This window comes from Pseudoalteromonas sp. MM1 (genome assembly GCF_030296835.1).
Classification (GTDB): Bacteria; Pseudomonadota; Gammaproteobacteria; order Enterobacterales; family Alteromonadaceae; genus Pseudoalteromonas.
The window spans coordinates 856,460-877,527 of the sequence record NZ_AP027922.1; the positions used below are offsets into that span (position 1 = coordinate 856,460).

Here is a 21,068-nt window from a genome sequence, read left to right on the forward strand (position 1 = left end):
TGCACTGCCCTTGGGTTCGTCCTAGGGGCGATTTACTCTTTGTTGCCTACATGGATGTAGGTAAGGGGCGTGAGCAGGACGCGGAAGCTTTGCTCGGTTTTTACTTAGCCCACTAGGTTACAAACCTCGCGCCGCGATCAAATCACCCCTAGATAGAACAAATTTAATCCTGAAAGGCCAACAGGCCCTATTTTTTTGCTAAGATAAAAGGCCGCTAAACAGCGGCCTTTTTTGTTTAAAACGGAAGTACCTAGTTATGCATTGCCCATTTTGCACCGCAAAAGACACCAAAGTGATAGACTCACGCCTAGTAGGTGGAGGCCATCAAGTTCGCCGTCGCCGTGAATGTAACGAGTGTCACGAGCGATTTACTACCTTTGAAGGCGCCGAGTTAGTTATGCCACGTGTGATTAAACAAGATGGCAGCCGAGAGCCCTTTAATGAAGATAAGCTACTCAATGGCCTGAATCGCGCTCTAGAAAAACGCCCTGTAAGTACAGAGCAAGTAGATGAAGTGGTTAATATTATTAAATCGCAGTTGCGTGCTACCGGCGAGCGAGAGATATCAAGTCACCTAGTGGGTGAGTGCATAATGGAGGCGCTTAAAAAACTTGATAAAGTAGCCTATGTGCGGTTTGCCTCTGTGTATCGCTCGTTTGAAGATATACGCGAATTTGGTGAAGAAATTGCCCGTTTAGGGGAGTAATAATGCAAAACCAAGCAATTTTTACTGCACAAGACGAAATATACATGGCACGCGCCATCGAGCTTGCAAAAAAAGGGCGATTTACAACCACCCCCAATCCTAATGTAGGGTGTGTTTTAGTTAAAGATAACCACATAATTGGTGAAGGGTTTCATCAATTAGCGGGGCAGGGGCATGCTGAGGTTAATGCCCTTGCAGTGGCCGGTGATAACGCAAAAGGCGCGACAGCCTATGTAACGCTTGAACCGTGTAGCCATTACGGACGCACTCCCCCGTGTGCAGAGGGTTTAAAAGCCGCAGGTGTAGTAAAAGTTATAGCGGCTATGGTCGACACCAACCCGCAAGTAGCAGGTAAAGGGCTTAAAATACTCAGCGATGCTGGTATTGAGGTTGCCTCTGGGCTTTTAGAGCAGCAAGCGCGCGCTCTTAATTTAGGTTTTTTTAAACGTATGGAGCAGGGTCTTCCTTATGTAACGTGTAAAATGGCGGCCAGTATTGATGGTAAAACCGCACTAAAAAATGGCCAGAGTAAGTGGATCACCGGCCCCGCTGCGCGACAAGATGTACAATTACACCGAGCACAAAGCTGCGCTATTTTAACCGGCGCCGATACGGTTATTACGGATGATGCTAAGCTCAATGTGAGGTTAAGCGAATTGCCACAGGCTTTGCCTACCGAATTACCCCTACGCCAACCGGTGCGGGTTATAATTGATTCACAAAATAGGCTGACACCAGAGCTGGCAGTATTTAATATTGAAAGTGAAATAATAATTTTTACTACCAAGGTTGATAAATCAACGCAGTGGCCGCACTTTGTAAGGCATATAGAAGTGCCACAGCAAAATAACAAAGTTAATTTAACGTCTGTTTTAGCACACCTTGCTAAGCTGCAATTTAATCATGTTTATTTAGAAGCCGGTGCTACACTTGCCGGTAAAATGACAGAGCTTAATTTAATAGACGAATATATATTTTATCTTGCGCCTAAACTCATGGGGTGCGATGCAAAAAGCTTGGTTAATTTTGCACCGCTGACAGATATGCAAAACACCGTTAACTTAACGTTTAAAGAGTGTGTGAAAGTGGGCGATGATTTACGTATAACCGCTACAAAACACATTCCAACCACTTAATTAAAAGAGTAGGGCTATGTTTACTGGAATAATAGAAGCCACAGGCAAAATTGCGCTATTACAAAAAAAACAAGGCGATTTAGCCATTCGCATTCAAAGCGCTAATCTTGATATGAGCGATGTAAAGCTTGGCGATAGCATTGCCACTAATGGCGTATGTTTAACGGTAGTTGATAAGCACATTGATGGCTTTAGTGCCGACTTATCAAACGAAACTATCAGCCTAACTGGGTTTGCAAATTATAATATAGGGCAAACTGTTAACCTTGAAAAAGCCATGCAACCGGTTTCACGTTTAGGCGGGCATTTAGTTTCTGGTCATGTGGATGGCATTGCAACCATTACAGCCATTACGAGTAATGCGCGCGCCACAGAATATTGGCTAAGCACCGATGAAAACTTAATGAAGTACATTCCTTACAAAGGGTCTGTATGTATAGATGGTATAAGCCTGACAGTAAACGCTGTACAAGGTAATAAATTTAAATTAACCATAGTGCCGCACACAAGCGAGCAAACCACCATTGCTGATTTTAAAGTGGGCACACGCGTTAATTTAGAAGTTGACCAAATTGCACGTTATTTAGAGCGCCTTATCAAAGGGGCTGAGCAGCCGACAGGCGCAGACATTTCAATGAGCTTACTAGCTAAAGCTGGTTTTGTTAAATAACGACACTGATAACTTACACGAGCAAATTTATGAATTTACACAGCGCACAAGAAATCATCGACGACATTAAAGCCGGTAAAATGGTTATTTTAATGGATGACGAAGACAGAGAAAATGAAGGCGATTTAATTATTGCAGCAGAGCACATTAGCGCAGAAGCAATTAACTTTATGGCCACTCATGGCCGTGGTTTAATTTGTTTAACTATGACGCAAGAGCGTTGTGAACAGCTAGATTTACCGTTAATGGTAAAAAATAATGGCGCAGCGTTTTCTACTAACTTTACTATGTCGATCGAGGCTGCTAAAGGTGTAACAACCGGTATTTCAGCAGCCGATAGAGCACGTACAGTGCAAGCGGCAATTGCAAAAGGCGCCGTACCAAGTGATATTGTACAGCCAGGGCATATTTTTCCGATTATGGCGCAACCTGGTGGCGTTTTAACGCGTGCAGGGCATACCGAAGCTGGCTGTGATTTAGCACGCTTAGCCGGCCTTGAAGCCTCATCAGTTATTGTAGAAATTCTCAATGCCGATGGCACCATGGCGCGCCGCCCGGATTTAGAAGTATTTGCTAAAGAGCACAGTATTAAAATTGGCACAATTGCCGATTTAATTGAGTACCGAAACCTTAACGAAACCACTATTGAGCAAGTTGCTAAATGTAAACTGCCAACTGAACACGGTGAGTTTGATTTAGTCACGTACAAAGACACCATTGACGGTCAATTACATTACGTATTGTTAAAAGGCGAAATTAAAGAAAACGAGCCAACACTTGTGCGCGTGCACTTACAAAGTACTTTTAACGATATTTTACTTTCAGATAGAAGTGCGGATCGTAGTTGGGGGCTTTCTGATGCAATGGCTTACATTGCAAAAAATAACGGTGCACTGGTTATTTTAGGTAAACAAGAAAGCACCGAAGAGCTAGAGGCCACAGTAAAAGCATTTGCTGCTGCCGATGCTGGCGAGAATGTTACGCCGCGTAAATTTAAAGGTACTTCACGTACTGTGGGGGTGGGCTCACAAATACTAGCTGACTTAGGTATTACCCAAATGCGCTTAATGAGTCGACCTAAAAAGTACCATGCACTTTCGGGCTTTCACTTAGAAGTGGTTGATTACGTTGAGCCACAATAAGGGCTCAGCTTTTAACTAGTCTATTTTTTTATTTTTATGGTATGATGCGCAGCAATTTTTGCGCAATCGCAACCGCTTGAACATATTTTTAGGGTTATCAGATGAAAATTATTGAAGGTAATAAGTACGCTCCAGGCAAAAAATTCGCTATTGTTATTTCTCGTTTTAACGATTTTATTGGTAGCAGCCTATTAGAAGGTGCTGTTGATGAGCTAAAGCGTACCGGTGGCGTAGCCGATGATGACATTACCGTTGTGTATGTACCCGGTGCAGTAGAGTTACCTTTAGCAGCAAAACGCATTGCGGCAAAAAAAGAGTATGATGCAATCATCGCATTAGGCGTAGTGATCAGAGGTGGTACACCACACTTTGACCTCGTTGCAGGCGAATCTAACAAAGGCCTTGCAAATGTATCGCTTGAGTATGATATCCCGGTTGCATTTGGCGTATTAACCACAGAAAGCATTGAACAAGCAATTGAACGCGCTGGTACCAAAATGGGTAACAAAGGCGGCGAAGCGGCATTAGGCGCGCTTGAAATGGTTAATGTGTTAGATAAAATTTAAGTTTAAGGAATTTTTGTGAAACCAGCAGCAAGACGTAAAGCACGTATCTTAGCACTTCAAGCCGTTTATTCTTGGCAATTGAGTGGCAATTTAATTGCCGATATCGAACAACAAATGTTGATCGAAAACGACGTGACTAAAATTGATGTTGAATACTTTAAAGATTTAGCGCGTGGCGTTGCCGTTAATTACAAGCAACTAGATGAAGCTGTATCTCCGCATTTAACACGTCCATTTGATGATTTAGATATGGTAGAGCGTGCAATTTTACGTTTAAGCGCGTATGAGCTTAAATTCCGTGAAGATGTGCCATACAAAGTAGCAATCAATGAAGGCATTGAGCTTGCTAAAATATTTGGCGCTGAAGACAGCCATAAATTTGTAAACGGTGTACTTGATAAAGCTGTTAAGCATTTACGCAAGTAATACTAACCTTGCTAAAGCGCTCCGCTAAAGAGCCTAGCTTTAACAGTTAGTACACGTTAAAAAGGAGAGCCGGCATAGGTCGGCTTTTTTGTGTATGAAGGAATTTGAATTAATAAACCGCTACTTTAAAGGTCGCGGTATTACTCGTCGTGATGTAAGCCTAGGAATAGGGGACGACTGTGCATTAGTTACCGTTCCGCAAAACTGCCAACTGGCAGTAACCACAGATACGCTTGTATCGGGTGTTCATTTTTTTGATGATATTTCTCCCCGCGCATTAGGACACCGAGCATTGGCTGTAAATCTTAGTGATTTAGCAGCCATGGGAGCAGAGCCTACCTGGGTGTCGGTGGCATTAACCCTACCAAATATTAACCAGCAGTGGATTGAAGAATTTACTGAAGGCATGCACGAAATTGCAGAGTACTTTAATGTACAAATAATTGGTGGCGATACGACGCAGGGCCCGTTAACAGTGACTATATGTGCTAAAGGCACTGTGCCTGAGGGTAAAGCTTTACGCCGCGCAGGTGCTAAAGTGGGCGACTGGGTATGTGTAACTGGCACATTAGGTGATGCAGGCTTGGCTATTGAGTCTCGCAAACAAGGCTTAAGTATTGAACCTGAGCACTTAAAGTATATTAATAATCGCTTTGATTACCCAACTCCACAAGTTGCTGCTGGGCAAGTGTTACGTGGTCTTGCTTCATCAGCCATCGATGTGTCTGATGGCCTTATGGCGGATTTAACGCACATACTTGATATGTCACAAGTCAGCGCCAGTATAAATATTGAAAACATCCCAACCTCAGACGCTATGCGTTCAAGCCTGAATTTTGAGGCACAATTGCCGTATATTTTAGGCTATGGCGATGACTACGAATTGCTTTTTACTGTCTCTGAAGATAATAAAAGCATGTTGGAGCTTAAATTACGCCAATACGGCGTAGAAGCTACGTGCATAGGGCAAATTAAAAGTGGCGAAGGCCATATTGAGCTTTTACACCACGGTGAAAAATTTAATTTTGAGCAACAGGGCTTTGAGCACTTTGCCAAGGAGCAGGTTTGACTAGCAAAAAACAGTTTAATTTAAAGCGACCACATCAGTTATTTGGCCTAGGGTTTGGCACTGGCCTTGCGCCTGTGGCGCCAGGCACCTTTGGTACATTTGCTGCTTTGCCATTTATTTTTATGACCATGTATTTTCCGCTTTGGCTACAAATAGTGTTTGCTGTGGTTATTAGTATTTTTGGTATTTGGGCGTGTGGCAAAACTGCCGATGACTTAGGTGTACACGACCATCCAGCCATAGTGTGGGATGAAGTTGCCGGTTATTACATTACCATGATTGGCGCAGCGCTTAGTTGGCAAACCTTACTGGTAGGCTTTTTATTATTTAGGTTTTTTGATATTGCCAAACCTGGCCCTATAAAAACGCTCGATAAGCGAATGCACGGCGGTGTGGGTATAATGGCCGATGATGTTCTTGCCGGTATTTTTTCGCTTATTTGTTTGCAAGCGTTAATAAAAGCAGGTTTACTACCCTTTTAATTTTTTTGTTTTATTTGTTTAACTAGGTGGCAGCGAAATGATGCGATTTTTACTGGTATGTGTACTGATGTTGTGTGCCATGCCAAGTTGGGCTTCTATTACTGATTACGTTGTTAAGCAATGGAATATTAAAGATGGTCTGCCCTCGCAATCGCTAAAAAGTGTTGTGCAAGATCAGCAAGGCTATATGTGGGTCGGAACACAATTTGGTCTTAGCCGCTTTGACGGCACAACATTCACCAATTACAACACGCAAAATAGTCCCTTCTTACCAAGTAATGGTATTAACAAACTGCTCATAGACAGTAATGGCTACCTGTGGGTGGGCACTAAAAGTGGCTTGGTGGTAATAAACCCGCAAACGCTTGCTGCACAAGAATTTAATATTAAAGGCCCTGTTAGAGACATTTTAGAAGATGCTAAAGGCAGCATTTGGATTGCAGCTAATGGGCTTTATTATGTAGACCGCAACCAAGTTGATTTACGTGATAAAGCGAACGAACTAGTGCCTATTGTAAATGCCACCGTGATCACCCAAATAGTGGGGTCGGTGAGTCAAATGGCGCTTTCTCCAGAGGGAATTTGGCTTGTCAACGACCGCCATTTACTACGCTTAACTAAAAGCGCTTCTGATTTTTCAAAACTCAGGTTGGAGTTAACAGCTAAGGTGTCATTGCCAGAGCGCTTAGCACAAACCATTGTTCATGATCTGTCTTTTTTAAATGGCAATTTATATTTAGCTTCTGAATTGGGAGCCTACTTTTTAGACTTAGACGATGAGCTAAGACCTTTCCCTTTGCCTAATGCAAGTAACTCCGCCGTGTATAAATTTATGAGCGACACCAATGGTGGCTTATGGGTTTCTACGTATGGACGCCTGCTTTTTAGAGCTAAATCAGGTGAGTGGCAATGGGTTGAACCAAGTCAGTTAGATCAAAGTATTTGGTTTGCCGATATTTACCGTGATAGCCAAAATAATATTTGGCTTGCAAGTTTTAGCGAAGGCTTATGGCTTGCCCACGAAGGGCGTATTGAGCGTCACTCTGCTTTATCACAAATGACTGAGGCCGTCATGGCAATCAGCCAAGCGCCCGATGGAAATTTATGGGTGGCGAACAAAAGTGGTATTGGTTATTTCGATTTAAATAAAAACTTTGTCAATAAAATACCCAGTGCGCAATTTGGGCGGGCAACAGTACACGACTTACAGTTTGATGGCTCGCGTTTATATATAGCAACGGGTCGAGGGCTATTTTTTTACGAGCAAGACAAATTATATAGTTTTCCTGGTAGAGCGCTGCGCGACAATCCGGTATTTGCTATTAGCCCATCAAGTAAAGGGGGCTTTTGGATAGGGACCGGGCGTGGCTTGTATAGGCTTAGTTACGGCGGGCTAACGCCTTTTGCATACAACGCATTTTTAGGCAGCAAATTTATAACCTACGTGCTTGATAAGGCAAACTTTGGTGTAATAGGAACAAGTAAAGGGGCGTACTACTTTACCGACCGTGGCATTGAAAAAATAGGTGACCAAACTTCGCTCGAAAGTGCCTATATCACCAGCGTATTACACATAGATGGTGTAGGTATTTTAATAGGCTCGCTTAATGACGGCCTATTTTACAGAAGTTTACAAGGACATTGGCGTCAGTTAGATGCAGCCAACGGCTTACCCTATGGCTCTATTTTTAGCCTAGAGTATGACGAAACCTATAAGCGTGTATGGGTAAGTACCATGAAAGGTGTTTACCGTATGCCGGTGGCGCAATTTAAAACAGAGGTGTCGAGCTTAAAAGTGGAAGAGGTTATTTCTTCTTTTGATAGGCAGCTTGATGGTAAAGCAAGCCAGTGTTGTAATGGTTTAGGACACGATGCCGTTGCCATGACCGATTATTCAATGTGGTATCCAAGCTTACAGGGCATTGTAGAAATACCTAAAAACACAGAGTTATTTGGTCTAAATGTATTAAAGCCTAAAGTAGAAACACTGACCACACCACTGCGAGCTTTAACTACCGCAGCACTAGGTGTAAAGCCTTTACTAGATACCGATGAGCGCGACATAACGTTAAAGTACACCGCCATCGATTATTATGCGCCAAACAGTATTGAGTTTAGATATAAGTTAAGTGGCTTAGATAGTGATTGGCGCTATGCTAATGCACGCCGAGAAGCCATTTATACAAACTTACCAGCCGGTTCATTTTTATTTGAGCTTGAGGCTAAACGCCAAGGCGAAGATTGGGACAGAGCGCAAACTGCCGAGTATGCATTTGTAGTACCGCAACGCTTTGACGAAACCATTTACTTTAGACTACTCATTGTTAGTGGATTTATTTTACTGTTTTACTTTATTTTTTGGGTATTTAGAGCGCAAGAGCGCCGAAAGCAAGAAATACTAGAAGCTCTGGTTACAGAGCGTACGTTAGAGCTGCGTCAAGCTAACGATAAATTAGGCCAAGTAAATTCACAGCTTAAACTAGTTAGTCACTCAGATGAGCTTACAGGGCTGCGTAGCCGTCGTTTTTTGTTTGATCAGCTTCCTAAAGATATTGAGCACTTCCAACGTAATGCACAGTCTTTACAAGCGCAAGGTAAGTCGCTTGTACTGCTTATTATTAACTTTGATAACTTTAGCCGTATAAACGATGCGTATGGCCCAATAGCAGGGGATAGCTGCTTACAGCAAATGGCAGCGTTACTTAATTCACGTACCCAAGGCTCGGACTATGTAGCGCGCTGGAGTGGGGATGAGTTTTTATTATTGCTGCGCGATTTTAAGTGCAACATGATTGACAGTTATGCCTCTGATTTATGCCAAGCAATCGCATTAAACTCGTTTCAATTACCAAACGGTAAAACAACCAATATTACTGCTTCATTGGGGTGGTCTTTTTACCCACTACCACTTTTAGGTGGGCAAGTAATAAGCTGGGAAACATCAATAAACTTAGCCGATATAGCGCTTCACCAGGTTAAAAAGCGCGGTGGTGATGGTGTTGCAAATATTACCTTTGATAAACAGTTGGATGCGTTTGAATTTGAGCAAAATTCGAATGTAGATCAGCAGTTAGGTATTTTACAAAGTAATGGTTTAGCAGATATTAAAGTGTGGATGCGATAATGCCCAACCTACAAAGGTAGGTTAGGCATGATGAAGTTTACGCTATTTTATTATTGGTTTAGCCACGCTGGTAAAATGGCCACTGACTCAGGAGCATTAAATGCCATACTTGCATCGGCACTAATATCTCCCCCAGTCGTACTTAAAATATTATTAAAGCGCATAACCACATTGTTGGACTTTTCAGCAACGTATAAATCGGTTCCGCTATACATAATATCAACAGGGTTCCCTAATAATGTATTAGGCCCGCTAATCGTCGCGCTTATATTAACTAGGCCAGAGGCATTTGCGGTGTTATTTAATACGTAAATTTTACCGTCATCTGCAACCGCTGCACTGCCTACATCAGAAAGTATTAGCGCGCCGCTCAATGAGTCGTAATCTATCCCATGGATATTGGTAGGCCCTGCTACTGCTGTGCCTGAATTTGCTGGTGTTATAAGCCTATCCTCAACTGCAATATTAGTACTACCAGCCATTAGTTTGCTTTTAACTTCGTCAAATACAGCAACGGTTCCATTTGTTAGTGCTACAAAAGCTCGATCAGTGTTTGCATCGTAATCAACATCCCAAGGGCGAGCATCGTTTGCAAACGTAAGCGTCATTAATGGGCTTGCATCCCCTGTGGTGCAAGTTGAAAATATTGAAATACTTGGTGTATCTGCATTATTTTCTGCAACTAAAATCATACCGCTATCAGAAGCCACATCAAGGCCTTTAGGAGATATAAGGCCTGTATTCAAACCAGTAATAATGCTGTCTTGGTTCGTATTATAAGTTTGCCCATCTCTGTTTATTGCCACTTTATTTGAAATAACAATACCGCCAATTGAGGTTGTACTGTTATCGAACGTTGTATAACTATTACCCGCTTTATCAAAAGTTACACTCTCGATAGTTTGACTCGCATTATAGTTGCCAATTTCTGTGTTAAGTTGTGAACTTAATCGACTAATTTGCCCAGTTGTTTCACCTGCCGTGCCCGGATTACTACTTACAGCAACACCTAGCAGCGCCATATTAGCGGTATCACTATCTGAAATGTCAGCCATCTCATTTTGTATACCCAGTTTAGTAATCGACTCTGGTTTAATGGTTGCAGTGGTTAAATCGGGCGCTATATCGCCGCTTTCACCGGCAAATATATTACTAAACACTAAAATAGCATCGTTTGATTTTTCGGCCACACGTAAATCGCTACCTTCAAGAACAATATCTACAGGGTTGCCTAGCATAGTCGCAGGGCCTGAAATACTGCGCGCCACAGAAGTATTACCTTGCGCAGTTGAAGCATTATTAATAACAAAAATCGCGCCATCGGTGGCATCTGATGCGCTGCCAACATCAGATAAAATTAGCTTATCGGTGTTACTATCATAAATAATGCCATGAATATTTACCGATATTTGCACACCATTATCATCGCTTGGTGTAATAGTACGATTTGGCATAGCGGTAAATTCACCGCTTACAAAGTTATCATAAATCGCTACATCACCGTTGGTGAGTGCTACATAAAGGCGGTCGTTTGTGTGGTCATAATCAACATCCCATGGGGCGGCTTCGGTCAGCGTGGCAGCAAGCGGCGCAACATCTCCCGCAGCAGCACTGCCAAACGTGGTAATTTGCATGGCACCAAAATCAGCTATAAATATCAGCCCACTATTTTTTGCAATTGCTATGCCTTTAGGATTAACAAGCGTAGTGGCGGGGCCTGAAATTTCACGGTCTTGATTGTTGCTAAAGCTTGCACCATCATCGCGATTTGCAAGTTGGCAAATAGTTTTAACGCTACCATTTTCGCTGTCGCTTGCTTGTATTAAATTACCGAGACTATCAAAGGCTACGCCTTCATTTGCAGTGGTATTAAAGGTTTTTAATTTAGCGGCGTTCTGGTTTATTAAATCTATGGTGCCTGTGTTTTGTTCGCCGTTATTAGCTAAAATAAACGTAGCGGCACTAAAACCAGGGTTACCGTTTGTGCCATCGCTTCCATCTTGACCATCTGCCCCAGGTGTACCGGCTAAACCGTTTTCTCCATCATCGCCGCTACACCCTGAAATACCAAGTACGATCCCAAGTGCTAGTGCTGAAAAACAAAGTGGACGTTTAAGTGAACTGTTTTGTGTATTAAGGTGAGTTAAATTAGCTTTTTTCATCATTTTTACCTTTTAATGTTCCATCAAATGAAAGTAAATAACGTGCCTGTTTATACTCCTCAGTACGTACTATTTACTGTGTTAACCTCACAGGAATAACGCATAGAAATACGCATTGGATGCAAAAATTTAAAAATAAAAAACAAAAAAGGAGCCATCAGGCTCCCTTTAAAAAACTAGCTAGCTAAATAACTAAGCGATAAACGATTTTATTGAATTTAAAATACCTTGCTCGCCTAAGCCCATTTCATCGTGCATTTGCGCTTGCGTGCCGTGTTTAATAAATTCATCAGGAATACCTAAATTAAGCACTTTGATGCTGGCTTTTTGCGCTGCTAAATACTCATTAACCGCTGAGCCTGCGCCACCACAAATAGCGTTGTCTTCAAGCGTTACTATTACATCATGAGTTTGGCTCAGCTCATCTAATAAACGTGTATCAAGTGGCTTAATAAAACGCATATTAACAAGCGTTGCACCTAGTTCATTTGCAGCAAGCTGTGCGTTTTCAAGCAATGTACCAAAGGATAAAATAGCAACTTTAGCGCCTTGCTTAATGGTATTGGCTTTACCTAGTTCTAATAGCGTCATTTCGCTTTGAATATCGGCAGTACCGGCACTACCACGAGGGTAGCGAACTGCTACAGGGCAATTAGCCTTATAACCGGTATAAAGCATATGGCGGCACTCGTTAGTATCACTTGGGGCCATAATAACCATGTTTGGAATACAGCGCATAAAGCTCAAGTCGTACGCACCTTGGTGTGTTTCGCCGTCGGCGCCCACAATACCAGCACGGTCTATAGCAAACAGCACAGGTAGGTTTTGCAGTGCAACATCGTGGATAAGTTGATCATACGCACGTTGCAAAAAGCTCGAGTAAATAGCTACAACGGGTTTTAGCCCTTCACAGGCAAAACCGGCGGCCAATGTGACAGCGTGCTGCTCTGCTATAGCAACATCGAAATACTGCTCTGGGTGTTCTTTTGAAAAACGCACCATACCTGAGCCTTCACGCATTGCCGGCGTAATAGCCATTAATTTTTTATCTTGCTCGGCCATATCACACAACCAATCACCAAACACCTTAGAGAAAGTGGCGGCGCCAGGTTTAGATTTAGGTAAGCTTGATGTATTAGGGTCGAACTTTGGCACACCGTGATAGCCAATAGGATCAGCTTCTGCCGGTTTGTAGCCTTTACCTTTTTGGGTTTTTATATGTAAAAGCTGAGGCCCTTTTAAATTACGCATATTACGCAGTGTATCTACGAGCATATTTACATCGTGGCCATCAATTGGGCCAATATAATTAAGACCTAGTTCTTCAAAAAAGGTACCTGGAATAACCATTCCTTTAAGGTGCTCTTCTACTTTACTGGCAAGTTCTTTAACAGGAGGCACGCCAGAGAGTAACTTTTTACTGCCTTCGCGAATATTTGTGTAAAAGCTGCCAGATAAAATACGCGCAAAGTGGTTGGTTAACGCACCTACGTTTTCAGAAATCGACATTTCGTTATCATTTAAAATGATTAACATGTCAGATTTTACATCGCCTAAGTGGTTCATGGCTTCAAATGCCATACCTGCTGTAATCGCGCCATCGCCTATAACGGCAACAGTTTTACGGCCTTTACCTTCTTTTTGAGCCGCAATAGACATACCAAGTGCTGCCGAAATAGAGGTACTTGAATGGCCTACGCTAAAGGTATCGTATTGGCTTTCTTCACGAAAAGGGAACGGATGTAATCCATCTTTTTGGCGAATTGTATGCATTAAATCGCGTCGACCCGTCAAAATTTTATGTGGGTACGCTTGATGGCCTACATCCCATACTAGGCGATCTTCTGGTGTGTTATACACATAATGAAGCGCAACGGTAAGCTCAACAGTTCCTAAACCAGACGCTAAATGGCCGCTACTTTGCGAAACAGAGTTGAGTAAATAGTCTCGTAACTCGTTGCTAAACGCAGGGAGTTTGTCTTGCGCTAAATCGCGTAAGTGGGCTGGTTCGTCAACCAAGTTAAGTAATGGATACTTGCTACTATCAAGTGTCATGGTATTTATTTTATCCTTCGCTAACAGCGGTGCTAACTTATTAGTTGTTACCGCTGTTGAGTAATAATGTCAGTGCTAAATGGCAATACGTATATGTAACACTCAATGGTCACGCTTAATCAGGTAGTTTGCCAGCGCCGCTAGAACAGAGGTATCAGCATCTATTTTGTTTAATGCTTGATGCGCTTGCTCTATTAAATTTTGCGCCATTTGTTTGGCACCTTGCATACCTAATAAGGCCGGATAAGTTGCTTTATTCGCCGCTAAATCAGAACCTTGTGGCTTACCTAGAGTAAATGTGTCACCTTCAACATCTAAAATGTCGTCGTGCACTTGAAATGCCAGCCCTATAGCATACCCAAAAACACTTAAATTTTCTAAGGTTTGTTTGTCTGCTTTTTCGCTACATAATGCACCGAGTGTAATGGCACAGTTGATTAAGGCACCTGTTTTTAACCTATGAATTCGCTCAAGCTGTTGTACTGTAATCATTTTATCAGTGGCTGCAATATCTAACCCTTGTCCGCCTACCATACCTTCAAGCCCTGATGCTTTAGCCAGTGCGCTGATCATTTTTACTTGGGTTGCCGCGCTGCAGGTAAATTTGTGAGCCGAGATTAGCTCAAAGGCTAATGTTTGTAGTGCATCGCCTGCTAAAATTGCATGCGCATCGCCAAACTCTATATGGCAAGTTGGGCGTCCACGACGAAGGTCGTCATCATCCATAGCGGGTAAATCATCGTGCACCAACGAGTAGCTGTGAATACACTCAATAGCAGCAGCCAGAATATCTAAATCTTGCTTATTAGCTCCGAGCATTTCACCACTTGCGTAGACTAAAAAGGGGCGTAAACGCTTGCCACCGTTAAATAAGCCGTACTGCGTGGCTTCTTTTACTGCGTGTGCGGTATCAAGGGGTTGATCAAAGTACTGTTGCAGGGTCTTTACGACATCTTGTTGAGCACATTCTATTTTTTCTTGTATGCTCACGGTTATTCCATATCGTTGTAAAAGGAAGTAAGCGCTGCTTTTTCGTCATTACCCATCAAAATAGACACTTTTTGTTCTGCTTGTTGTAACTTACCTGTTGAGGCGTTAGCTAAGGCTATACCACGCTCAAATTGCTTTAACGACTGTTCAAGCGATAAGTCACCTTGTTCCATTTCACCAACAATGCTTGAGAGTTCTTCGAGTGCTTGTTCAAAACTTAGGTTTTCAGGTTTTTTAGTCGCCATGTTTAATTTCAGCCAGCATGATAAATTTAGGAGCCAATTTTAGGGGGAATGCTAAACTAGGTCAAAGGATGATCGTTGTTTTTTGAGTTATATCAGTTTAAATCGTATTTTTACCATGTATAAGATGCGTATTAACGCTCACTGTGTACAATAAAATTAATCAGTCGCTAGGCGAGCAGGGTATCTTGATCTAAAATTAGGCCAAACACAGTGTTTTACACTTTTTTCAAAAATGGCTTAAGTATTTCAGTATCTTGCCGATAAGCAGTTAATAATAAAAGTTTGAATAACAAAGTATAATACTTTGGAGGAAATGTGGATTTAGCAACCATAATTGGGATCCTTGGCGCAATTGGTTTAATTGTCATGTCCATGTTTATGAGTAGTAGCGGCGAAATGGGTATGTTTGCCGATGCGCCTTCTAGTGTAATTGTATTTGGTGGCTCACTATTTATTGTGTTATCAAACTTTACCTTGTCGCAGTTTTTGGGCATAGGTAAGGTTGTTGGTAAAGCATTTATGTTTAAAATCGAATCGCCAGAAGAGCTTATCGAAAAAGCAGTTGAACTTGCTGACTCTGCTCGTAAAGGCGGTTTTTTAGCCCTTGAAGAAGCCGAAATACCAAACCCTTTTATGCGAAAAGGGGTAGATATGCTCGTTGATGGCCACGATGCTGATGTAGTTCGTGCCACGCTTCAAAAAGACATTTCTTTAACTACAACTCGTCACGAACTGGGCGCCGGTTTATTTAAGTCACTTGCCGATATAGCCCCTGCAATGGGTATGATAGGAACGTTAATAGGCTTAGTTGCTATGTTATCTAACATGGATGACCCTAAAGCCATCGGCCCTGCAATGGCGGTGGCATTGTTAACGACTTTATATGGTGCATTTTTAGCAAATGTAGTGGCTATTCCTATTCAGGTAAAACTGGAGCTTCGTAAAGATGAAGAAGCCATGAATCAGCGTCTAATATTGGATGCTATTTTAGGTATTCAAGATGGCCAAAACCCGAAAGTAATTGAAGGTATATTGAAAAACTACCTTGCTGAGTCTAAGCGCAAAGTAGATACCGAGGAGTAACCATGTCTGATCAAGAGTGCAAATGCCCACCGCCAGGTTTGCCTGCTTGGATGGGAACATTTGCCGACTTAATGTCGCTTTTAATGTGCTTTTTTGTACTTTTGCTCGCGTTTTCAGAAATGGATGTACTTAAATTTAAGCAAATAGCAGGCTCGATGAAGTTTGCTTTTGGTGTTCAAAACAAAATAGAAGTAAAAGACATTCCAAAAGGGACCTCAGTTATTGCTATGGAATTTACTCCAGGCAAGCCTGAGCCTACCCCGATAGAAACCATTCAACAGCAAACCGTTGAAATGACCCAGCAAATGCTTGAGTTTCAAGCGGGTGATGAAAGCTCCGCTGGTGGTAGACAAGAACAACGTGGCGATAAGCGTGGTGGCGAGTCACGTAGTACATCGCAGCAGCAATCTTCAGAGCAAGCAACTTCAGCGGCCGATCAAGAACAAACAAATGAGCTAGTGAAAAAAATAGCGCAACAGCTCGAAAAACAAATTATAGACGGGGCAATTGAGCTTGAATCCCTCGGTCAGCAAATTATTATTCGTATCCGTGAAAATGGCTCATTTCCCTCAGGGAGTGCATTTTTACAGCCTAAGTTTAAGCCCATAATTCAAGATATTGGTAAATTATTAAAAGATGTACCTGGTGAAATTACGGTTTCGGGGCATACTGATGATTTTCAGGTTTCAAACGAGTTATATATTAATAATTGGGACTTATCGTCAAAACGCGCGGTAGCAGTAGCAAGTGAATTACAAACTGTTCAAGGGTTTGATAAAAACCGCATGATGGTAGTAGGGCGCGCTGATACACGCCCGCTGGTGCCAAACGATTCAAACGAAGATAGACGCAGAAACCGCCGAGTTGAAATATCAATTTTACAAGGTAAGGCCAAAGAGTCAGACCCTATTGATGTACGCTAGGTTATTGCCTAGCGTTAAACTTTAGTAAATTAGTTTCTTTTTAAGGTACTTTATCCCTTTAAGTATCTTGGCAATCTCATTATTTTAGCTTACAGTACATTTCCTTAACATATGTAATGGAGTGCCTGTGAAAATAATCAATAAATACTGCGATATGCCGGGAAATGGTGATGGTACCGACGACGATACAAAAGAGAAATAAGGTAAAACATTTTGCCTGATTGGTTTTTGTATTTCGTTAGTATTTTAAGTAAAAGCTGGGTCTTTATGCTAAGCCCGGCTCTTTTATTATTTTTTATATTTAAAGATTACCTAGCCTTTAGGTTTGCATTACTGACCGTCGCTTTCTTCTTCTTTGGGGGGATAACAGCCTCTAGCTTGAGAGAGTTTGACGATATTTATATTTATCGTTATTTAGTATGGGCGGCTACCGATATTATATGGATGGCGTTAATAGCTTATTGGGGAATAAAAGATAAAGTTTATTTATGGCAATGCGTTATTGGTCAGTTAGTGGTTATTGGCGCACCTATATTACAATTATTCAGATTAGTTGACCGTCACCTTTGGGATTTAGCGTACAGCACCATTATTTACAAAACGTTAATGCCCTTTATCAACATTGGCACCGTCATAGTGTGTTATTTACCTTTAATCATGCTCTTAGCTAAAAAAAGTAATACCAATCCGCATAAGTAAGTGATCTATTTTGAGGATGGATAAACGTATTGATAGCAAGGCAAAAAATTCGCTATTTAGTTGTTCTAAATGAGAATTTTTTAACACAGATAGCGACACGTTTAGCCCCGCAAAATGATTAGATATTATTACGGATTGGTATAATACCCCCTAAGAAATAGAAAGCGCTCCATCTTCTAAATAGCTGTGCTAAACTACTGTTCATATAAACAGTTAATGAGCAACTCCCATGAAACTCTATATCGCAGAAAAGCCATCACTTGGCAGAGCCATTGCTGATGCATTGCCAAAACCACATAAAAAACACGAGGGTTATATAGAAGTGGCTAATGGTGACTGCGTCTCGTGGTGTATAGGGCATTTACTTGAGCAAGCTGAACCTGATGATTATGATGCACGTTTTAAAAAGTGGCAATTTGAACACCTTCCCATAGTGCCACAGCAATGGCAGCTCAAGGCAAAAACGAAAACGCGTAAGCAATTAACTATTTTAAAAAAGCTAATTAAGCAGGCATCAGTACTCGTGCATGCTGGCGATCCCGATCGTGAGGGTCAACTTTTGGTAGATGAGGTAATAGAGCAAGCAAAAATAAGCAAAACTAAAAAGCAAAGTATCCAACGTTTACTTATTAGCGACTTAAATTTAGCTGCCGTAAAAAAAGCGCTTAATACTATGCGTTCAAATCGTGAATTTATTCCACTTAGTGTATCAGCGCTTGCACGTTCTCGTGCTGATTGGTTATTTGGTATGAACCTTACACGTGCTTATACACTGGCGGGTCAAAAAGCAGGTTTTGGCAATGTGTTGTCGGTGGGTCGTGTACAAACTCCAATTTTAGGCTTAGTGGTTAATCGAGATAACGAAATAGCTAACTTTGTATCTAAACCATTTTATGAAGTGTTAGCACATTTATTAACTTCCGAGCAGCAAAGCTTTGTGGCCAAATGGGTGCCAAGCAAAGCCTGCGAGCCTTATCAAGATGAAGAAGGGCGTGTATTAAATAAAGCACTCGCTGAAAATGTTGCCTCGCGAATAGCCAATCAGCCAGGCGAGGTTACAGCGCTTGAACAAAAACAAAAAAAACAAAGCGCGCCACTGCCTTACAATTTATCGGCACTGCAAATAGATGCAGCAAAGGCATTCGGTATGGCTGCTCAGCAAGTGCTCGATATTTGCCAAACGCTCTATGAGCGCCATAAATTAATTACTTACCCTCGCTCAGATAATCGCTATTTACCTAAAGAGCACCATTTAGATGCGCCTGCAATTTTAAAGGCAATTGCAGCTAACGGCGGTCAAAATACTGAGTTTGTGAATGGGGCAGACGCTAAAAAACGCAGCAAATGTTTTAACGATGCAAAAGTGGCTGCGCACCATGCAATTGTTCCTACCGCCAAACAATTAAAAACAGCGACTTTGGCGCCTGATGAGGCAAAAGTGTATCAACTTATTTGCAGGCATTACCTAATCCAGTTTTACCCCGATTACATTTATAACGAAACCAAAGTAGAGGTAACAATTGCGGGAGGTTTATTTAAAGCCAACGCAAAGCAAGACGTAAGCTTAGGGTTTAAGGTATTAATGGGTAAAGCCGAGCTAAAAGATGAAGCAACCTTGCCTCGTTTAACAAAAGGAATGGTGCTTAACTGCACTAAAGGTGAAGTGGTAGAAAAACACACTACGCCACCGTCTCATTTTACTGATGCAACATTGCTAAGTGCCATGACCGGCATTAGTCGTTATGTAAAAGATGCGCAAATTAAAAAGATCCTCAAAGAGACCGATGGATTAGGAACAGAGGCAACCCGCGCAGGAATTATCGAATTATTATTTAGGCGTCGTTTTTTAAAACGAGAAGGTAAAGCAATTAAAGCAACGCAAACAGGTTTGGCACTTATTAGTGTTTTACCAGAGGGCTTAGCTAGCCCCGATTTGACCGCTAAATGGGAGGCGAGTTTAGGCAATATTGCTCAACAAGCAATGAGCTACCAACAATTTTTACAGCCACTGCTGGTGGAGCTTGAAGGTTTTGTAAAGCAGGCAGCTAATTGTGATAGCCATATATTTTCAAAGCTTCCTAAAGCACCGCCTAAAAAGCGCTTTGCTAAGCGTGCTAAAAAAGCATCATTTAAAAAATCAAACCATAAAAAGAGCTCAGCAACTACTTAATCGCTGAGCTTTCAAATACGGCTTATTTTTTATTAAATAACGCGACTGCAGCGTTACTCATGGCTTTTATACCGGTAGGTAATGCTACTTTATAATCTGGCGCAAACTTACTTGAGTGTAATGAAGGGAGTGTTTGGTTACTTTTTATCGCATTTGTATATTGCTGCTGGTTTACACCACCTAACCAAAATAACGTAATAGGAATGTTTTCGTCAGTTCTACCATACAGTCCAAAATCTTCACCAGCCATAACCGCCTTTGTTTCAAGTACATTAGTTGCGCCAATTGCATCAGCAATAGCACTCCTAACAATGTTAGTTTGCTCTGGGTTGTTGTAAGTAGATGGAATAGACTCATCTTCGTGTACATGAACAACAGGGTAGTGTGGCTCACTAAGGCCTGCACTTTGAGCAATACCGGCTGTAATACGTTTTATTGCAGCTATTTGCGCCTCACGTACCTCTGGATTATAGCTTCTAAGAGTAAGCTGAAGTTTTACTTCATCGGAAATGACATTATGCTTTGAGCCACCATGAATAGAACCCACAGTTACAACTGAAGGTTCAAGTGGAGAAAGCTCGCGGCTAGTGATTGTTTGTAATGCTAATACTGTCCGCGCCGCAATAACTACTGGGTCTACGGTAGTATGCGGGTAGGCGCCGTGTCCGCCTTTACCTTTTATCGTTATATCTACCGAATCAACACTTGCCATGGTGTATTCATTTTTCATTGATACCTTACCTGCAGGTACGCTGGCGCTTACATGCAGCGCAATAACATGATCAGGCTTAGCATATTTACTAAATAAGCCTTCACTTAACATGGCTTTTGCTCCACCGCCAACTTCTTCTGCAGGTTGAGCAACCATCATTAACGTTCCTTGCCACTCGTTTTTATGGGCAATAAGTTGCTCAGCAGTACCAATAAACGAACTCATATGTATATCGTGGCCACAGCCATGCATTACACCTACTTTATTCCCCTGCTCATTGGTCACTTGTACTTTAGATGCATAAGGTTTACCGGTTTGCTCTGTGATTGGGAGGCCATCGGTATCAGTACGAATCATTATTGTAGGGCCGACGCCATTTTTATAAATTCCTACCACACCAAAGCCACCCACATTATCTGTTACATCAAACCCAAGTTTTGTTAATTGCGATGCTATTTTTTGGCCAGTTTCTTGTTCATGATATGAAAGCTCTGGAGATTGATGTAAGTCGAGGTAAAACTTTTCAATAGCTGGCATACTCTTAGTTAAATCTAAGTTTAGTGACTTAGCATAAGTAAGTGGGCTTGCTATCATAAATGCAGCAACTAGATAGGTGATTTTCATGTTTTCCCTCATTATTTGAAAGTATTTAATACTTGTATTTATTATGTTCGTCTCCATATAAAAACCTAAATAAATGAATATGGC

At 41.8% G+C, this 21,068-nt stretch carries 18 protein-coding genes; 13 read left to right on the forward strand and 5 right to left on the reverse strand.

Going from position 1 to position 21,068, the window contains the following annotated elements:
• The first annotated feature begins 256 nt into the window (after window positions 1–256).
• The 9 genes from nrdR (at window position 257) to QUE46_RS03910 (ending at window position 9,321) form a co-directional block, all read left to right on the forward strand.
• Window positions 257–706, forward strand: a complete 450-nt coding sequence (nrdR, locus tag QUE46_RS03870; protein WP_004586861.1) for a transcriptional regulator NrdR — start codon at window positions 257–259, stop codon at window positions 704–706.
• A gap of 2 nt (window positions 707–708) precedes the next feature.
• Complete coding sequence (gene ribD / locus QUE46_RS03875; protein ID WP_286246292.1) at window positions 709–1,842, forward strand: bifunctional diaminohydroxyphosphoribosylaminopyrimidine deaminase/5-amino-6-(5-phosphoribosylamino)uracil reductase RibD; 1,134 nt, start codon at window positions 709–711, stop codon at window positions 1,840–1,842.
• Between the two features lie 16 nt (window positions 1,843–1,858).
• Window positions 1,859–2,512, forward strand: a complete 654-nt coding sequence (locus QUE46_RS03880; RefSeq protein WP_286246293.1) for a riboflavin synthase — start codon at window positions 1,859–1,861, stop codon at window positions 2,510–2,512.
• A gap of 29 nt (window positions 2,513–2,541) precedes the next feature.
• A complete protein-coding gene (gene ribBA, locus QUE46_RS03885; protein ID WP_286246294.1) occupies window positions 2,542–3,654 on the forward strand; it encodes a bifunctional 3,4-dihydroxy-2-butanone-4-phosphate synthase/GTP cyclohydrolase II in 1,113 nt (370 codons plus the stop codon).
• Window positions 3,655–3,755: 101 nt separating this feature from the next.
• Window positions 3,756–4,220 carry a 6,7-dimethyl-8-ribityllumazine synthase gene (gene ribE / locus QUE46_RS03890; RefSeq protein ID WP_004586865.1) on the forward strand — a complete coding sequence of 155 codons (465 nt, stop codon included), beginning with the start codon at window positions 3,756–3,758 and terminating at the stop codon, window positions 4,218–4,220.
• Between the two features lie 15 nt (window positions 4,221–4,235).
• Entirely contained in the window at window positions 4,236–4,646 is a 411-nt protein-coding gene (gene nusB, locus QUE46_RS03895; protein WP_004586866.1) for a transcription antitermination factor NusB, read from the forward strand.
• A 94-nt stretch (window positions 4,647–4,740) separates the two neighbouring features.
• On the forward strand, window positions 4,741–5,715 hold the full coding sequence (gene thiL, locus QUE46_RS03900; protein WP_286246295.1) for a thiamine-phosphate kinase: 975 nt from the start codon (window positions 4,741–4,743) through the stop codon (window positions 5,713–5,715).
• Window positions 5,712–6,197 carry a phosphatidylglycerophosphatase A gene (locus QUE46_RS03905; RefSeq protein ID WP_286246296.1) on the forward strand — a complete coding sequence of 162 codons (486 nt, stop codon included), beginning with the start codon at window positions 5,712–5,714 and terminating at the stop codon, window positions 6,195–6,197. Before thiL ends, QUE46_RS03905 begins: the two co-directional genes overlap by 4 nt.
• A 37-nt stretch (window positions 6,198–6,234) precedes the next feature.
• Window positions 6,235–9,321 (forward strand): ligand-binding sensor domain-containing diguanylate cyclase, encoded by a 3,087-nt coding sequence (locus QUE46_RS03910; protein WP_286246297.1) that lies wholly within the window; start codon window positions 6,235–6,237, stop codon window positions 9,319–9,321.
• Window positions 9,322–9,371: 50 nt separating this feature from the next.
• Here the strand turns inward: QUE46_RS03910 and QUE46_RS03915 are convergent, their stop codons facing one another.
• The 4 genes from QUE46_RS03915 to QUE46_RS03930 form a co-directional block, all read right to left on the reverse strand.
• A complete protein-coding gene (locus QUE46_RS03915; protein WP_286247673.1) occupies window positions 9,372–11,483 on the reverse strand; it encodes a hypothetical protein in 2,112 nt (703 codons plus the stop codon).
• A 192-nt stretch (window positions 11,484–11,675) separates the two neighbouring features.
• Window positions 11,676–13,538 carry a 1-deoxy-D-xylulose-5-phosphate synthase gene (gene dxs, locus QUE46_RS03920; RefSeq protein WP_286246298.1) on the reverse strand — a complete coding sequence of 621 codons (1,863 nt, stop codon included), beginning with the start codon at window positions 13,536–13,538 and terminating at the stop codon, window positions 11,676–11,678.
• A 102-nt stretch (window positions 13,539–13,640) separates the two neighbouring features.
• Complete coding sequence (gene ispA / locus QUE46_RS03925) at window positions 13,641–14,528, reverse strand: (2E,6E)-farnesyl diphosphate synthase (RefSeq protein ID WP_286246299.1); 888 nt, start codon at window positions 14,526–14,528, stop codon at window positions 13,641–13,643.
• A gap of 2 nt (window positions 14,529–14,530) precedes the next feature.
• Entirely contained in the window at window positions 14,531–14,773 is a 243-nt protein-coding gene (locus QUE46_RS03930) for an exodeoxyribonuclease VII small subunit (protein ID WP_286246300.1), read from the reverse strand.
• A gap of 315 nt (window positions 14,774–15,088) precedes the next feature.
• Between QUE46_RS03930 and pomA the strand changes: the two genes are divergently transcribed.
• The 4 genes from pomA (at window position 15,089) to QUE46_RS03950 (ending at window position 19,648) form a co-directional block, all read left to right on the forward strand.
• Window positions 15,089–15,856 (forward strand): flagellar motor protein PomA, encoded by a 768-nt coding sequence (gene pomA / locus QUE46_RS03935; RefSeq protein ID WP_004586874.1) that lies wholly within the window; start codon window positions 15,089–15,091, stop codon window positions 15,854–15,856.
• Between the two features lie 2 nt (window positions 15,857–15,858).
• Entirely contained in the window at window positions 15,859–16,779 is a 921-nt protein-coding gene (locus tag QUE46_RS03940) for a flagellar motor protein MotB (protein ID WP_286246301.1), read from the forward strand.
• A gap of 213 nt (window positions 16,780–16,992) precedes the next feature.
• On the forward strand, window positions 16,993–17,478 hold the full coding sequence (locus QUE46_RS03945) for a hypothetical protein (RefSeq protein ID WP_286246302.1): 486 nt from the start codon (window positions 16,993–16,995) through the stop codon (window positions 17,476–17,478).
• 229 nt (window positions 17,479–17,707) lie between these two features.
• Window positions 17,708–19,648, forward strand: a complete 1,941-nt coding sequence (locus tag QUE46_RS03950; RefSeq protein WP_286246303.1) for a DNA topoisomerase III — start codon at window positions 17,708–17,710, stop codon at window positions 19,646–19,648.
• 22 nt (window positions 19,649–19,670) lie between these two features.
• Here QUE46_RS03950 and QUE46_RS03955 read toward each other — a convergent pair whose 3' ends face one another.
• Window positions 19,671–20,984, reverse strand: a complete 1,314-nt coding sequence (locus tag QUE46_RS03955; protein ID WP_286246304.1) for a M20 family metallopeptidase — start codon at window positions 20,982–20,984, stop codon at window positions 19,671–19,673.
• Window positions 20,985–21,068: the final 84 nt, after the last annotated feature.

Excerpts from the sequence above, each read along its gene's own strand:
- ribBA (WP_286246294.1), top strand. The coding sequence starts at position 2,542 with ATGAATTTACACAGCGCACAAGAAATCATCGACGACATTAAAGCCGGT.
- QUE46_RS03910 (WP_286246297.1), top strand. The coding sequence starts at position 6,235 with ATGATGCGATTTTTACTGGTATGTGTACTGATGTTGTGTGCCATGCCA.
- ribE (WP_004586865.1), top strand. The coding sequence starts at position 3,756 with ATGAAAATTATTGAAGGTAATAAGTACGCTCCAGGCAAAAAATTCGCT.
- QUE46_RS03940 (WP_286246301.1), top strand. The coding sequence starts at position 15,859 with ATGTCTGATCAAGAGTGCAAATGCCCACCGCCAGGTTTGCCTGCTTGG.
- thiL (WP_286246295.1), top strand. The coding sequence starts at position 4,741 with ATGAAGGAATTTGAATTAATAAACCGCTACTTTAAAGGTCGCGGTATT.
- QUE46_RS03915 (WP_286247673.1), bottom strand. The coding sequence starts at position 11,483 with ATGAAAAAAGCTAATTTAACTCACCTTAATACACAAAACAGTTCACTT.
- nrdR (WP_004586861.1), top strand. The coding sequence starts at position 257 with ATGCATTGCCCATTTTGCACCGCAAAAGACACCAAAGTGATAGACTCA.
- QUE46_RS03955 (WP_286246304.1), bottom strand. The coding sequence starts at position 20,984 with ATGAAAATCACCTATCTAGTTGCTGCATTTATGATAGCAAGCCCACTT.
- QUE46_RS03880 (WP_286246293.1), top strand. The coding sequence starts at position 1,859 with ATGTTTACTGGAATAATAGAAGCCACAGGCAAAATTGCGCTATTACAA.
- dxs (WP_286246298.1), bottom strand. The coding sequence starts at position 13,538 with ATGACACTTGATAGTAGCAAGTATCCATTACTTAACTTGGTTGACGAA.
- QUE46_RS03950 (WP_286246303.1), top strand. The coding sequence starts at position 17,708 with ATGAAACTCTATATCGCAGAAAAGCCATCACTTGGCAGAGCCATTGCT.
- QUE46_RS03930 (WP_286246300.1), bottom strand. The coding sequence starts at position 14,773 with ATGGCGACTAAAAAACCTGAAAACCTAAGTTTTGAACAAGCACTCGAA.
- ribD (WP_286246292.1), top strand. The coding sequence starts at position 709 with ATGCAAAACCAAGCAATTTTTACTGCACAAGACGAAATATACATGGCA.